Raw genomic sequence first — 15,614 nt, 5'->3', positions numbered from 1 at the left:
ATTATGGTACATAGTTTTATGAGCAAACGTTATATAGTGTTGTATGGGATACATAACCTGTCATCCCTTTATATGTAACTTTTAACCACTGTTTAGAATTACTGTAATGACCTTGAACATATTCACCAGTTACCCATGTTCCAGTAATTTTCGTACCATCATTAAATGTATGTAAGACAGGTGAATCGACAGTATAACCACTGCGCATCTTTGCACCATATACACCTACCGTACCTCCCTTTGCACAAGCTGCTACTACTGTTTCATTTTCAGTAGTATTCGTAGCCGCGAAAGCAGAGCCGTTAAATGTAAATAAAGTAAATATAAAAGCTGTTAGTACTGTACAAATAGATAAACGACGTAACAAAATAAATTCCCCCTTTTTTTATAATTTACTTCTTCACAAATGATTATCTTAAATATTCTAACTATTTTCAATATATTAATGTTGAGAAATATTAGTTGTATTTTTGAAATAAGATTTTATCAAAAATAGTAACAAACTCATATTTTACAGGGAGAGCACCGAAAGAAGTCTTCTACATATCAACTATATAAAAATCCCTCCACCTTAAGGCAGAGGGACTTTCCAATTCCTATTTCAAACTACCCGCAATCTCCGTAAAGATAACTCCAAGTGCATGTGCACACGCATCTGGATAGCCTAAGCTTCTTTCACCAACTGTACCGGCGCGGCCCATGCGAGCTACGATTTCTTTCGTATACTCTGCTCCTTTGACCGCTGCTTCTGCTCCTTTTTCGAAGGCAGTTTTCATGTCTTCCTCGTTTGAAGCGCTAGCTAACCAAGAGTCTACACATGGAGCAAGTGCGTCAACAAGTGTTTTGTCACCAACTACCGCTCCTCTACCAAATGATCTTTCACCGATAGATTGTATACCTTGGAGTGCTGCTTGCAACATTTCAGCGAATTCTTTCACTGTTAACTCACGCTTCTCGCCTGCTGCTTTACTAGCTGTGCGGAATGCTCCGCCCCAAATTGGACCTGATGCGCCGCCGCAATGTTCCATAATAATCATCGAACAACCGTCAAGGAATGATCCGATCGTTACGTTTTCTTGATCTACAATAGAATGCCACTCACGTTTTAATTGCTTAAATCCTTTTGCTACACTCATTCCGAAGTCGCCGTCGCCAGCATGCGTATCTAGCTCACAGAACGGTACTTCATTTTTAATAATAATGTCGCTCATTTTATCAACGAGATACACCATGTTGTTTAATGTGATAACATTATCTTTTATAACAGCGTGCTCTTCTGCCGTTTCTAGTTCAAAAGAAATTTCCTTCTCTTCTGCCTCTTCCAGTACATTTACATACTCTACACTTTCAACTGGTCCATCTACTTTAAACGCTGGTGTATTACATTCTTTTGATAGTAATGTTTTTAGCTCTTCATCTAACTTCATTACCGTTAAAGACATACCAGCCATATCAATACTTGTCATATAGTTACCGACGAATACTCTATTAATTTTAATGTTTCTTGCAGCTAGTTCTCTCGTAACGGCGTTGTTAAATAAGTAAAGTTCTTGCAGTGGTGTTCCGCCAAAACCGTTAACTAGAAGTGCGATTTCCTCGCCATCTTTTACTCCTAAATCTTTTACAAGATCATTTGTCATACGGTTCGCTAGTTCATCTGCTGACAACATTTTTTCACGCTTAATTCCTGGCTCGCCATGAATACCTACGCCGTATTCCATTTCATCTTCCGCAAGTGTGAAAGTAGGTGATCCGCTCGCTGGAACTGTACAAGACGTTAGCGCTAAACCAATTGTGCGCACGTTAGCCGCGGCGTCCTACTGTATACAGACTATCTTCTACCGCAATATCATCGTCCACTTTTACGTAGTCGACTTCAATTCCATCTTCCGTCGCTAAATGCGCACCATTTTTGAAATTCATAATATCGCCGCTATAATTTTTAATAATTAATAACGTACCTTTTTTACTAGCTGTTTCTTTAATTGCTTGATATACCTGAATTTGTGAAGGTGACGCAAACACATCTCCGCACACCGCCGCATCTAACATTCCTTTTCCGACTAATCCTGCATGTGCCGGCTCATGGCCACTACCGCCGCCACTAATTAACGTTACTTTGTTTTCGTTCATTTCTTTCTTCTTAATAACTTTATATTTTTTCAAAAGTTCAAGCTCTGGGTGAGCCATAACCATTCCGTTACACATTTCCATTACTAATGTTTCTGGTTTGTTTATAATCTTTTTCATTGTGATTATCCCTCAATTCCTTTAATATATTGTGATATATTTGAAATCTTCTTCTTACTATCCATGTTAAAATGAAAGCGTTTTATAGTAAACGGACAAAATGGACAATCTGTCTAAAGACACCGCTCTCATTTATGGATAGGATTTTTATATTACTAACATTCTAGGGATGATTCAGATGACCTCTTCTATAATTTCTAAAAAAATAATCGCGAACTCATTGAAATATTTAATGGAAACAGAGTCGTTTCATAAAATATCAGTGAGCGATATTATGTTACACTGTCAAATGCGTAGGCAAACTTTTTATTATCATTTTAAAGATAAATTTGAACTATTAAGCTGGATTTATAGAGAAGAAACGAAGGAAAACATTATCGACTTTCTCGATTATGAAACATGGGAAAACATTTTCGATTTATTATTTGATTACTTTTATGAAAATCAAAAATTTTACCGAAATGCTTTTAAAGTCATTGAGCAAAACTCGTTTAATTACTATTTATTTGAGCATACGAAAAACTTATATATGAAGATTATTGATGAACTATCTGTAAGCTGTGGATTCAGCCTTTCTAATGAGACAAAAAATACGATCGCCTCCTTTTATAGTCACGGCTTCGTTGGAACGATAAAAGATTGGATTGAAAGTAAATGCGAAGTAAACCCGTCCATTATGTCTTCTCTTATGAAAAATATGATAAACAATCAATTACTACTATTACTTGAGCAATCAGCAAAGTAATTAAAGGGTGGCAAAAGCAATGAAAAAGATTATGAATGATGTACAAAATATCGTTCAAGATATGCTGCATGGCTTTTATTTTGAACATAACGACAAAGTAAATTACGACGAAACAAATAACATCATTTATGTAAAAGATATCGAAAAACTGAAGCAAAACGTCGCGATTATAAGCGGCGGTGGTAGCGGACATGAACCCGCTGATATTGGCTATGTAGGAATAGGTATGCTTACAGCGGCAGTAAACGGCAGCATTTTCACTCCGCCTACAGTGGAACAAATTGTAGCGGCTACTCGCCTCATGCCAAAAGATAAAAGTATTTTATTCATCATTAAAAACTTTAAAGATGACGTTGAGAACTTTCTAGCGGCTGAGCAGATCGCTAAAGAAGAAGGAAGAAAAATTGACCACATCATCGTAAATGACGACGTTTCAATTGAAGATGATGCTTCTTTTAATAAAAGAAGACGCGGCGTCGCTGGTACTGTTTTCGTTCAAAAAATACTTGGTGCAGCCGCTCTTGAAGGCCATTCTCTAGAAGAACTAACAACACTTGGCCGTTCTATCACTGAAAACTTACACACATTAGGAGTTGCCCTTTCCCCTGCCAACGATCCAGTAAAAGGAAAAGCTTCATTCACATTAAATGACGATGAAGTGTTTTATGGCGTCGGCATCCATGGCGAAAAAGGTTACCGTAAAGAAGCACTATCCTCTTCTGAAATATTAGCGATCGAACTAATGAACAAACTAAAAAGCATTTATCGCTGGAGAAAAGAAGACAACTTCGCTATCCTCATTAATGGACTCGGCGCAACTCCATTAATGGAACAATACATTTTCGCAAACGACATTCGCCGTTTGTGTGAACTTGAAGGTTTACAAGCGACATTCGTAAAGGTTGGTACGCTGTTAACTTCTTTAGATATGAAGGGTGTTTCGCTTAGTTTGCTTAAGGTAGAAGATTTGGATTGGGTGAAGTGGTTGAAGGTGGATGTTAGAGTGGGTAATTGGTAAGTAAAAATTATGATGATAAAAGCCTTTAACTATAACAAGTTAAAGGCTTTTTACAAATTGAAATATCGCACGAGCGTTCAAAAGAAATTCGTAATCACCTCACTGAAGGATGACAGGTCTTCCAAATAAAGCTGGATAATAAATTAACATCGCCCCTACAAATGAACATACTAGACAAAAAACAGCCTCGTATTTTATGACTACAGAAGAGTTCGTATCAAGCTTTTTTCCCTCTCTTTTCAATATCATTTTAAATAAAGCTCTATATAATACATACCCAACAATCGCTCCGAGGGTATTCGTAAATAAATCATCAATATCTGTAATTCTATTATTTAATAATTGATTTAACTCAATTGCCAATGAAAAAAGGAATCCCGCGCATACGGTGTTTTTCATTTTTCTAAACTGCGGCCAAATAGTCGGTAATAAAAAGCCGAACGGCATAAACAGTACAATATTTAAAAGATACGTCGTACTACCTGCCGTATCAAATAGAGTCAAGTTGATTTGACTTACACGAATCCACGTTTCATATCTACTTATATCCCATACAGTCGCGATTTGCGTCACCTTATACACTAACGAAAGATAGAACAGAAAAATATATACCCATAGAAAATGCCGAATAGATATGTTTCTTTTCGCTTTAAAATAAAATCCAATTTGAAACAAAATACAAAAAATTATAGTGAAAAAATACGTATACAAATAACTAATCAAAACTCCTGTATGCATGTGGAATCCCCTAACTTTACATTTTCATCTATTATTTTAGAATATAGTTTAAGAACCAGTACTTTGTTCATATATTTAATCTTCTACTTTGTCTTCGAATATAGGGGATATACTAAAAATAAAAAATCCCCACTCCTTCATTTTCAGTCTCCTCCTTGATGTAACTTGTTTATAGGATAGGAAAAACTTTTAAAATAAAAAGTGGGGTAAATATAAAATTTTTCTTAAATTTTATGTTAGTTTTTATTATTACTCTTATTAGGAATCCGCTATTCGTTGTTAGGTAACGCCATGCTTACACCTATAAAAGTATTGAATTACTGAAGAATTCTGTCCTCAATATAACAGCAGATTCACATCAAAAATGTAAATCCTCATTTCCTTCGTATTTTCCTTTATTAAGTCTTTTTCTTATAAATAATTCTGCCACAATTAAATTAGGTACCCATGCTAACCAAGCAATAATAGCGTAACTAAGTTCAAACCGCTCTATTCCAAATAGAACTATAAACAAGGGTAGCCAAATTCTTAATGTAACTGCTCCAAAGGTTAAAGAATAATTTCTAATCATCCAGTTCCGATGCTCTTTAATTTTTTTATTCTTAACTCTATGTAACGCTTGATATGCTGATGTTAGCCAAAATACAGATAACAAACCAAAGCCTAGCTTCGCTACCAATCCTCCCGTAGCATAAAAGGATAGGTATAGTCCAGAAACGCCTCCTAATAATATACCAACCATGTAGATTCTCCCAACTATTCGATGACGGTTGATATTCCTCTCTCTAAATTTAGTGGATAATGTGAAAGGACCAATTACTAATGCTACTATACTAGTCGTAATATGTATAAATAACATACTATACCAGAAATCACTTAATTTAGATCCAAACATAAGCTTCGCTTTTACAAGCCCTGTTTGAAATCCATCCATAATAGAATATTGGACAACAATATAACCAGATACTAAAAGAGCAAAAAAAGTGAATACAAACCAAATTTTTCTGTTCAAATTTTACTGCCTCCCCATTACATTCACGAAAATTAGATTATATATTACTGTTCATTCTCGGGAAAAATAGAAAAACCTTCTAGCGAAATGAAGTGACCTCCGAAAAAGGGACATTTAATAGATTAAGATTTCCAAAAATAATGAATATATATGTTATATTGTTAGACGTACTGAAAAAGCTAAACAGTACAGCAATGGGGATTTTTCTAATGGATATGTTACAACAAGTAATAGATAAATTTAAAATGAGTAAACTCTTAAGTATATCATTCTATACTTGAGAGTTTACTCATCTATCCCTTCTCATCCCTCATACTGTAATACCCCAAATTAATAATAATCAAGAAATACCCACCCATAATTCCAGCTACAAATGTCCACATGAATTCATGATGTTCAATTTCATACATAATAATCGCGCCGAGTATTGCGGCTGCGAACCGATTTATCATTCCGAGCATCGGTGCTTTTTCTTTTTTTACAATGCTATCTCCGAACTTTTCAATACGCCTTCCTAAAATCCAGGCGCAGTACATACTCACCAAAAGGCCAATGCTTATCCCGACAAACTGGGCTCGAAAAGGTGTCACGAGCCATCCCAATAACATTACGCCTAGCAAACAATACATTTGTATGTTGAATGATCTTAATGCCATACGAATCATGTTATTCTCCTTTATCTTTCTCATTGTAATTCCGTATTATCAATCCAAGCTTTCAGCTATATCTTTTTTAAAATGAGGAAATTTGATTTTGCTCACCATTAAATAAGCGAGTACGCTTGTACCAAATGCCACGAACTGGATTATTTAGGCGACATAAAATGAGGAGACACATCGCCGCGAATGGAATGGGCATTCCGATGAATGTTGGGAGTTTGCTTTGCTGTGTGTTAAATCTCGCAAGCCGAAGCATTCCGCAAATACTGTAAGCGAGCGCGCATATCATCCCGATAGACTGCAAATCTTTTAACGAAGCATTATATGCAAGAATAGATGGTGCCACACCAAAAGTAACTAAATCCGCAAATGAGTCCAGCTCTCCACCAATTTCTGAAACAGAATCAAGTTTCCGAGCAATCATGCCATCAAACAAATCAAGGACCATACCTGTAATAATGAACATAACTGCACCGTACATATCCTCAACGAAAACAGCATGAATAGCCAAAAGCCCACACACAAAATTTGCTATCGTAATCATATTTGGTATGTAACTCATCACATGCTTCCCCTCCTTTCTACTAATTGCTTCATCTAAGTTCTTACTCATTACAATCAAGATCCTTCTGCTTTTCTTCCAATATCACTTTATTTATTTTCGTTAACGTCTCTGTCATTTGCTCTAGGGCATTTATATCGATTTTAGAAAAGTATTTCTCAATTAATACATCATCTAACTCAGACAACCGCTCTATATACTTACTACCGTTTGGACCAAGTGTAAGAAAATACTCCCTTTTATTATTAGGGTTTACTTGTTTTGAAATCATCTGTTGCTTTTCCAATTTCGATAAAACTTGGCTCACCGCACTTTTCGTTATATTAAACGTATTCGCAATGTTATTTGCTGTCGTGTTTTCATTTAAATGAATATGAAATAACATGCTCTCTTGCTGCCCAGTAAGACCGAACTCATCCTTTAAATCTTGAAATAGTAAAATATAGAGTTCCGTATAGGCTCGATTCATTTCATTAATTACTTCTTTATACGTTCTAGTCATAGCATCCTCCATGCTTTTATTTCGTTTCGTTTAATAGTTAAGTTTACTTAACTTAACTATATTATACCGTTATGTTTGTGTAAAGGGAAATATAACTCTACACTCTACTCACAATGATACAAAAAAGACACTCTTCTAAAACAAGTTTAGTCGCTTCTGTCTCACTGCTTTCCTCATCCAAATACTCGGTAAGTCATTCTGAATAATCAAAAAGAAAATCAATAAAATTCCATATAGACCCATTACTGGTTAAAATATTATAATGGAATTACCCTACATAGTTACTCATAGCCAGACTGAGGAACTAGCGTCTTATTAAGTAATGCGCATAACTAAAATAAAAAAGACACTTTACGGTGTCTTTTTTATTTATATTCCTAGGAATTATCTCTTTTATAAACAGACTCTATCAAACAGTAAAGGAGACTAACAGATGGAACATCCTGTTGCAAGAGAATTACGTTTTATACGGGTATGTCTTATCATTTTGATTATTGTCATTGCATTCTGGGACCGGGAGAAAACTGTAGAAATTACTGATCACGGTAGCGATCCTATCTTAAACACCAGCAATATGACCCAAGTTGGTGAGAATACATTTGCATACAAAGGCGAATCTAATCAAATTAAAATATTTAAGTTTAATCCAGATACAAATGAAATATCACTTATTAAAGAGTTTCTTGCTGAGGAATATTACTCAGATACAGCTAGATAAAGTAATATTGACCACAAAAGTATAATGACCACAGCCTTTAGCCATAATTACGACTAAAGGCTTTTTGTATGTAAGTAAATGAAAAAAGGAGCTAATTTTATGGAACATAATAAAAATGGAATGCTTGCTTTAATTGTTTTATTTTTAGGATTAGTGTTTTTTGTTAGTGGAATGGTTTATCATTTATGGGGCTCATTTTAATTTCAACTTTTAGACAGATAAATAATTCGAATCAGAGAAACGCACAACATTTTCCCTTTTATTTCCAAAAATAATATAATAAGATATAAAATGTAATACATATAAAGACAAATATATATAGCACTCATTAAAAGTGCTTCTATTTTGGAAGGAAGAAACGATGAACAAAAAGTTATTAGCATCATTATTATGTAGCACATTCTTGTTTGGAGTATCAGCTTGCAGTTCACATGATGCGCCTGCGAAAAATGAGCAGGCGACTTCCAAAAAAACAGAGAATGACAAACTTAGCAGCAAGGATTCGCAAAAAGAACTTCCTACCAATGTAGATTCCTCTGATGTATACATGTCAATGGGATCTGCCGAGTCATTAGATGTTCTAGGGACTGGAGAAGTTAAAGCACAAGGTGTCTTTAAAGTATTAGACATCGCAGTTTATAATCGTAAAGAAGAACCCATTACACTAGATATTAACAACTTTAAATTAATTGATGGATTTGGAAGAGAATATCACATTTCCAATGAACATCAATCTGTACTTAAAGCTGCAAATACCTCTACATTTAAATTTGGTATTGTTAGCCCTGATGAACATTCGGACGGAAACATTGTATTTGATGTACCGAAAAACACGCAAGGATTAACTTTAAAATTTAATAATGATACGTTAGATAAAGAGCTCCAATTAAAAGTGGAATTGGAATAGGCAAAATAAATACGTCTCCCTTAACATTCTCTACTAACATAAAAAAGTACAGTCTTTTCTACAGCAGACTGTACTTTTTTACTTATCATTTCACATAACATTCCCTAATTTTTTTGACTAGATGCTCTCCAATCACGAAAAGATGTTGGGCGTCCAGAAAAAGCTCTTTGCTTTGAAACAGATGGTTTTTCTTCAGGAGTCATTGTTTTTTCTTTAAGAGTCGCTGGTTTTTCTTTAAGCGTCACTGATTTTTCTTCAAGAATAGTCACAGCTGTTTGCATTTTCTCTAACTGTTCTTTCAGCAATTGTTGTTCAATCTTTAAATCCGTAAGTAAACGTAAAATCATCTCAGAATTAGCCATAAGATCCTCCTTCCCCCAATACACAGAATAAAATACAATATGTAGAAGACGAAATGTCGGTGACAAAAATAAGGTCGTCAACTCTTTTTAACTTCCAAAGTCCTTTTATTTTTTTAAGGACCTGCTCCATTCATCCTTAAAAACATAAAGTAAATTAAATCCATTAATAAATGGCCTTTATGGAAGGAGGAGTTAATATGGGCTATGGCGGTAGTTGTGGTGGAGGCTGTGGTTTCGGCGGCGGATTTGCCTTACTTGTTGTGCTCTTCATCTTATTAATCATCGTTGGCGCTAGCTGTTGGGGCGGCGGATTCGGCTGCTAAGGAGAGGCACTCTTGAGAGTGTCTTTTTTTAATATGTGGCTCGTATACATCTTGCTCAAAATTTCCGCTCTAGAAGTATTATAATATTAGCTTAACATGTCAGTTCCCCCTAATTAATAGGTGGTTCTAGCCTATAGAATTCTTTTAAATATAAAATGAAACTATATTTCTCAATGAATAAAACAATTTAACATGGTAAAATAATATTTGGATGGGAGTCCAATATATTATTAAAATTAAGATGGTTCAAGTCGAAGGAAGGCACCTTAGGGTGTCTTTTCTTTTTTATAAATAATTATAAATTAAAATTGCAAAGGATGCTTACTACTTACAAGGAACATTTTCTTCCGTACAACTATTTATTTGAAACTAATTACTATTATAAATATAAAGAAGTTATAGATAAAGTAGTGAGGTAAATAAAACAAAATATAGATTTAATTCATGTTTCTCAACGAGGTACCACCAGCATTTTCAAAAAAATACGCTAAGCAAAAAAAATAATCAGCTGTCCATATGGACAGCTGATTTACATCATTACATTTCTATTATTTATCTTACCACTTGTACAGATACTGGTTTCCACCCCTGATTTTCTACCCAATCAATATTAACCTTATATTTTTTATTATTTTGCTTATCTCGTACATTACCGTAGGCTTTATTATTACCATTATTCCCAATAAAATCGAAAATCAATTGGCTCTCTGGAACATCAACAGCATAAGAAATTGCTTTTTTCATCTCACTCCAATCTACTTTTCCTTCTTTAAATTTCATTTCAGGTTTTGCTCCTTGCTCGGTACCAATTGGCTTCCAAGAAGGATTAGTTTGAGAACCCTTTTCTTGAGATGCCGTTTTTTCTTCCTCATTATTTTCAGTTCCGTTCGTTTTCACCGATTTTTCTGTTTTTGATTTCTCTTCTAGCTGTGCTGCCTCTTTATCTTCATTTTTCTTTTCTTCTATCTTTGCTGCCTCTTTATCTTCATTTTTCTTCTCTTCTATCTCTGCTGTTTCTTTATCTTCAGTTTTCTTCTCTTCTATCTTTGCTGTTTCTTTATCTTCGGTTTTCTTTTCTTCTATATTTGCTGTTTCTTTATCTTCAGTTTTCTTCTCTTCTATCTTTGTTACTTTCTTTTCTTGAGCAATTGCTTTCGTTGATGTATTAGAAGGGGTAAACAATTGGTATGTCACTATACCAACTGTCACTAATACCAAAGTAAATGCAATATTAAAAATTGCCTTTTGACGACGATTCTGTTGTTTTTCTTGAAATCTGCTTACTTGTCCCATTCTTCAAACCTCCGTGTTTACTTTCTCCTCTACTCTTTATGTATTATCCCTAAAATTCTTAATATTTTTATTAAACAATAGAAATAAACTACACTTTCCATACAGGATTTCATATCATAATAAAATTTGTGTTTTTTCAAGTATCTGACATATGTTATTCAAAATAGTTTAATACATTAAAAATTGATAAGCTTCTGCACTTAAGAAACCTTCAATTTTATTCAAAGGTGATTCCAATTATGTCCATATTAGATCTCCTGTAGAAAGCTTTTTAACAATTAAACCTCTTCTTCCCTTATTTATAATTTTTAAATTAAATTTCCCTCTATAGTATAATAAAGATGTTTCGTTTTCTAATGGGGTATGTCGTAAAATCAAAAGGGATTTTATCTCTTTTACCTTCTTTTCAGAGTAAATTTCACCACTAGGAAATTCTATTATTCCTAATGTAATCTTTAATTCGCTCTCATCGAAAGGCCACTCCTTGTTAAGTTCCCTTATCTTTTGTATAAAGCTTCTTTTGGTTTGTCCTATATATAGCAATGTTACACTCTTAGCACATACTCTAGAGATTGCAAATATCCCCTTCTTAGAAGCTTCTTTCCTATTATAAAAATCATTTATACTATACATTCCATACCATTTAATATGTACTGTTTCTATGAATCTCACCTCATTTTTAGACAATATTATAATTTCTGAATGTTCAAATTATAATGGCGCATAGTCCTGATTACTTGAATTATAAATTGTGCTTTTCAATAATACATTTTATTATTACTAATTTCAATAATACAAAAAAAAATACAATATTATAGTTTAATTACAAAACTTTATAAAAAAACAAAGTCATGTCGTACCAAATATTATATTTTTTCAATATCAGACTACCATGAACAAAAGTTAGAGAGTTATGGAATAAAATATAATTTGTATGTACATTTCTTTCAAAAGAAGTTTTGTAGTTTGCAACTGAATTAAAAAAACATAGATTTTTATGACTCTTTCGGAGATATACCAAAGTGGGATCTTTTATATGCACGTTACTATTACCGAACTAAATTTCGGTATAGTATTTTTTTGCAGCTCCTTGATTTTTCAACAAATACGTATAAAAAATCAATAGTAGGAAAATAAACTGCTGGCTAAAAGTTTACTTTCGATAAAATAAAAAAGAATCTGCAAATCTGCAGATCCTCCTGATAATGATTATATAAGTATAGTATCATCCATTTATTTGACTATTATTCGGAAAGTATAAAACTGTTCACTAGATAGCAGAGTATTTTTACATTTTAGGGGGGATTTTGTTGAATTAGCTTGATAGCGATTGGTGGTACCCCTTATAGGATAATAGAAGTTTGCATTTTCAATTTTTTCACACTCTATTAACAAGGCAGTTATAGCATCCTGGTTTAGCGTTAAGAATGTGAATATATTCTACTTCTTTATTATCAAAAATTTCATCTATATTTTCTCTTAAATTGACACCTTCTGTAACCCTTGCTTCTACAATCATTGAGTCAGCATTGTAGCCGCGTACAGATAGATACCTATGATGTAACATATGCGGAATTTCATTTACATCTAGCTTAGCAGTAGTTGCTCCCTTTCGTATAAATATAGGACCACTTGCTTTATAAGGCGAATTAACACTATGATATTGGTAATTCAGTAAAATTACCTCTTCTCCTACCTCTGCATCCTTCAAACTTATCCTGCAAGGATATCCAGGATTTTTATTTGCTATTATTTTGACTGCCCCGATACTTTTTAATACTTCTTCGTTCATTAGAAATAGGTTATTAAACTCCTTCTCTTGTAACGCAACGATTTGAAAGTTATTTCTCATATTCTATCCCTCCTTAATTAGTTGTTATAAAGCATTTCACTAATGATGCTACCACTAAAGTTCATAAAACTTGTTCAATAATCCTGCCCGTTTGTTGAGGATTGAATTAAAAAGCTTACAATTCTATAACAGAGAAAAAATGGCTTATTATTGTTCAATACAAAGTTGCTTACTTTTAATCAATCAGTAATGATTTATCAAAAAATACGATGAGTACAAAGCACTCTTGTTAATTCATGTTATCTTTTGTTAAAGAACGTGAATTCAGTCAAGTTCTTGGTTTACGGTATTTCCACTATGGAAAGCACGGAATTGACTCGGTGAAAATCCTGTATTTCTTTTAAATGCATTATAAAAGCTAGATACACTTTGATAGCCTGTTTGATAACCAATCTCTGTACTATTAAAGACCGTTGTCAAGAGAAGTTCCTTTGCTTTCTTAACTCTGATCCTTTCTAAATATATTCGAGGAGTATACCCTGTTCTTTCTTTGAAAATCCGATTTAAATGAAAACGACTAACTCCTACCCTTGATGCAATTTCATTTAAAGACATGTTTTGAACATAATTATTTTTTATCAATCGCATAGTATCTTCCAAAACGCATTCGAACGGGTCGTATATTTTTATATTTAGATCTGATCGGCATCTTTTGCATGGACGATAGCCTGCCCTTTGAGCTTCGTGCGCATTTGAAAAAAAGGATACATTTTCATAATTAGGAACCTTAGACTTGCAAGAAGGCCGGCAGAAAATTCCAGTTGTCTTGACTGCGTAAAAGAATATCCCGTCATACGCTGAATCACATGATACTGTTGCTTTCCACATGGTATCTCTGGAAAGGTTATTTTGATCCTTCATTAGAATTTAACCCTCCCTTGTAGGCGAAAATCTTATTACTCAAAATCATATAAATCGCATATATAGCCACGACAATTAACGGAACAAATATATACAATTGAAAAAATGGAATCACCAGCAAACATAAAATGAAAGAGATTAACGATGCCCACCATGCCCGTGTGTTCTTCCTAAATAATTTAACGCCTGCTGCCATTGAAAGAACATAAACTAGAATCCCAAGAGAAGTCGGTATAAACAAAATATCATCAAACGTTAGTGACAAAGCTTTTGTCACTAACACACCTGCTACCGAAAAACAGATAACAAACAATACCATCTGTCTTGGAATTTGAGTAGTTGCATGCAGCCTTGAGAAAAATTTTGGGAAAGCACCATCTCTGCTTAATGAATATCCTAATTGCGTTAGGCTGGCTACAAAAGCATTCGCTGTCCCTGTACAAATAATTAAAGCTAAAACAGCTGTAACGACTTTGGCACCTCCGCCTACTGTATCTCCCATTATAACACCAATAGGAGACAGGTTGCTTTCTTGACTGCCATACGTGGCCGTTCCAATAGTGACAAGGCTTAGCGCTAAAAATAATAATCCAATGACAACTGCACTAATAACTGCTCCTTTGACAATATCTTTTTCTGGCCTTTTAAAGTGCTCAGCCAGATTACAAATCGCCTCCCAACCGAAAAATGACCAAAAGATAACCATTATAGCGTTCCCGACAGAAAACCATCCATTTGGAACAAAGGGAGTAAAATTTCCCCATTGTATTCTTGGAAATGCCACAAATACAGCTGACGCTAAAAGAATCAGTAATAAGGAACTTAAAATCAATGCAACTTTACCACTAACATTTACGCCGTAATAATTGGAAACACCTGCAATTACCAAAATAAAGACGGCAATTAAAATTGTTTCAAAATGCGAAAATCCAAATGCCTGACTGACGTAAAAAGCACCAGTTAAAGATACAATCGTTTGACCAACTGCTGCTGTTATAAAGTAAAACCACCCAACGATATTGCCAAGATGATATCCAAAAGAATTTCTAACAAAGGTTGCTGCTCCACCGGAATCAGGATATATCCGTGCCAAACTAGCAAAGGAATAAGCAAGCGGAAAACTAATTATAATAACGATAAACCAGGATACAATAGATGCAGGGCCCGCTATTGAGGGCGTTACCCCCGATAAAAAAAGGACACCTGATCCTAGAATAGCTGAAATATATAACGCAATTCCTTGAAATAATCCAACGGCTTTATTGTTCATGATCTCCCCCCTTTATAGGATTTAGTGTACTAGTAAAAGGGGGGGAATTCTTCTTGTTTTTTGCGGTTTAATTCGTTTAATAAAACAATCAAAAGCATTTTTATTATATTTCTTCTTCAACAATCTGGCCCGATTGTTGAAGAAAGTAGCCTGTTCCAATAAAGAACTTTATTGTTCAGTAAACAACTTGTCATGAAACCATAAAACGAACCGAAATTTTTCTTATGAGTAGAAAATTCGGCTCGCTTTATGTTGGAATTTGCTTAGCGTATATTTTCGTTAAAATGTGGGCGGGATCCCATGCCCATCAACTTAAAATTTTAAGGTATCCCCAAAACGAAAAAATGAGCTTTTTTATTACAAATTAGCACAAAATCTTGTTCTGGGGGTAGTTGTATTTTCTTAGCTTGATAGCGATGTGGCGGTACCCCATCGCTATCAAGCTAAGAAAATACAACGTCAAGTATAGTAGAGGTTGTTTCTTTTTTCTAAAAGCTAGGTGTAGAGAATTTAAAGATTTGCATGCGAAATAAACCCTATCG

The 15,614-nt window shown here is 34.2% G+C and carries 16 protein-coding genes and 2 pseudogenes; 5 read left to right on the top strand and 13 right to left on the bottom strand.

The features are described from left to right. Positions 1-16 precede the first annotated feature (16 nt). Positions 17-367, bottom strand: coding sequence for an SH3 domain-containing protein (locus MR169_RS15155; RefSeq protein ID WP_000946195.1), 351 nt, complete (start codon positions 365-367; stop codon positions 17-19). Positions 368-596: 229 nt separating this feature from the next. Further along, positions 597-2,250 (bottom strand): annotated as a pseudogene (locus tag MR169_RS15150) (dihydroxyacetone kinase family protein). A 178-nt stretch (positions 2,251-2,428) separates the two neighbouring features. Here MR169_RS15150 and dhaS point away from each other — a divergent pair. Both dhaS and dhaQ read left to right on the top strand, forming a co-directional pair. Continuing rightward, positions 2,429-2,995, top strand: coding sequence for a dihydroxyacetone kinase transcriptional activator DhaS (dhaS, locus tag MR169_RS15145; RefSeq protein ID WP_016117341.1), 567 nt, complete (start codon positions 2,429-2,431; stop codon positions 2,993-2,995). Between the two features lie 19 nt (positions 2,996-3,014). Next, entirely contained in the window at positions 3,015-4,013 is a 999-nt protein-coding gene (gene dhaQ, locus MR169_RS15140; protein WP_242319620.1) for a DhaKLM operon coactivator DhaQ, read from the top strand. Positions 4,014-4,112: 99 nt separating this feature from the next. Here dhaQ and MR169_RS15135 read toward each other — a convergent pair whose 3' ends face one another. The 5 genes and pseudogenes from MR169_RS15135 to MR169_RS15115 all read right to left on the bottom strand — a co-directional run bounded on the left by MR169_RS15135 (position 4,113) and on the right by MR169_RS15115 (position 7,486). Continuing rightward, positions 4,113-4,751, bottom strand: a complete 639-nt coding sequence (locus MR169_RS15135) for a VanZ family protein (protein WP_000556843.1) — start codon at positions 4,749-4,751, stop codon at positions 4,113-4,115. 358 nt (positions 4,752-5,109) lie between these two features. Beyond that, the gene (locus MR169_RS15130; protein WP_001080296.1) at positions 5,110-5,763 is read right to left on the bottom strand and encodes a DUF2306 domain-containing protein; all 654 of its coding nucleotides are present in this window, start codon (positions 5,761-5,763) and stop codon (positions 5,110-5,112) included. A 293-nt stretch (positions 5,764-6,056) separates the two neighbouring features. Beyond that, positions 6,057-6,428, bottom strand: a complete 372-nt coding sequence (locus MR169_RS15125; protein WP_242319619.1) for an ATP synthase subunit I — start codon at positions 6,426-6,428, stop codon at positions 6,057-6,059. Positions 6,429-6,467: 39 nt separating this feature from the next. After that, a pseudogene (gene pssA / locus MR169_RS15120) lies at positions 6,468-7,035 on the bottom strand (CDP-diacylglycerol--serine O-phosphatidyltransferase). Beyond that, positions 7,028-7,486 carry a MarR family winged helix-turn-helix transcriptional regulator gene (locus tag MR169_RS15115; protein WP_000198946.1) on the bottom strand — a complete coding sequence of 153 codons (459 nt, stop codon included), beginning with the start codon at positions 7,484-7,486 and terminating at the stop codon, positions 7,028-7,030. Before MR169_RS15115 ends, pssA begins: the two are co-directional and overlap by 8 nt. A 433-nt stretch (positions 7,487-7,919) precedes the next feature. Between MR169_RS15115 and MR169_RS15110 the strand changes: the two genes are divergently transcribed. Together MR169_RS15110 and MR169_RS15105 are read left to right on the top strand one after the other, a co-directional pair. Continuing rightward, on the top strand, positions 7,920-8,204 hold the full coding sequence (locus MR169_RS15110) for a YmzC family protein (protein WP_149216070.1): 285 nt from the start codon (positions 7,920-7,922) through the stop codon (positions 8,202-8,204). Between the two features lie 361 nt (positions 8,205-8,565). Further along, entirely contained in the window at positions 8,566-9,111 is a 546-nt protein-coding gene (locus MR169_RS15105; protein WP_001035581.1) for a DUF4352 domain-containing protein, read from the top strand. A 104-nt stretch (positions 9,112-9,215) separates the two neighbouring features. Here MR169_RS15105 and MR169_RS15100 read toward each other — a convergent pair whose 3' ends face one another. Further along, complete coding sequence (locus tag MR169_RS15100) at positions 9,216-9,473, bottom strand: hypothetical protein (protein WP_000013690.1); 258 nt, start codon at positions 9,471-9,473, stop codon at positions 9,216-9,218. 197 nt (positions 9,474-9,670) lie between these two features. On the opposite strand from MR169_RS15100, the gene MR169_RS15095 reads away from it, so the two are divergent. Beyond that, a complete protein-coding gene (locus tag MR169_RS15095) occupies positions 9,671-9,796 on the top strand; it encodes a YjcZ family sporulation protein (RefSeq protein ID WP_000540377.1) in 126 nt (41 codons plus the stop codon). Positions 9,797-10,348: 552 nt separating this feature from the next. On the opposite strand, the gene MR169_RS15090 is transcribed toward MR169_RS15095, so the two are convergent. From MR169_RS15090 to MR169_RS15070, 5 genes are all read right to left on the bottom strand, one after another. Continuing rightward, a complete protein-coding gene (locus MR169_RS15090; RefSeq protein ID WP_242319618.1) occupies positions 10,349-11,089 on the bottom strand; it encodes a DUF1510 family protein in 741 nt (246 codons plus the stop codon). Positions 11,090-11,326: 237 nt separating this feature from the next. Next, positions 11,327-11,761, bottom strand: coding sequence for a sodium:proton symporter (locus MR169_RS15085; RefSeq protein WP_242319631.1), 435 nt, complete (start codon positions 11,759-11,761; stop codon positions 11,327-11,329). 706 nt (positions 11,762-12,467) lie between these two features. Beyond that, positions 12,468-12,941, bottom strand: coding sequence for a DUF1203 domain-containing protein (locus MR169_RS15080; protein WP_001245414.1), 474 nt, complete (start codon positions 12,939-12,941; stop codon positions 12,468-12,470). 264 nt (positions 12,942-13,205) lie between these two features. Further along, positions 13,206-13,802 carry a bifunctional transcriptional activator/DNA repair enzyme AdaA gene (locus MR169_RS15075; protein WP_000654819.1) on the bottom strand — a complete coding sequence of 199 codons (597 nt, stop codon included), beginning with the start codon at positions 13,800-13,802 and terminating at the stop codon, positions 13,206-13,208. Continuing rightward, entirely contained in the window at positions 13,786-15,072 is a 1,287-nt protein-coding gene (locus MR169_RS15070; RefSeq protein ID WP_242319617.1) for an APC family permease, read from the bottom strand. The genes MR169_RS15075 and MR169_RS15070 overlap by 17 nt, the downstream gene beginning before the upstream one ends. Positions 15,073-15,614: the final 542 nt, after the last annotated feature.

It is taken from the genome of Bacillus cereus group sp. BfR-BA-01349, from assembly GCF_022663795.1.
Lineage (GTDB): Bacteria > Bacillota > Bacilli > Bacillales > Bacillaceae_G > Bacillus_A > Bacillus_A cereus.
Note: the sequence above shows the minus strand (reverse complement) of the source record. Positions and strands in the feature narration are given on the sequence as shown.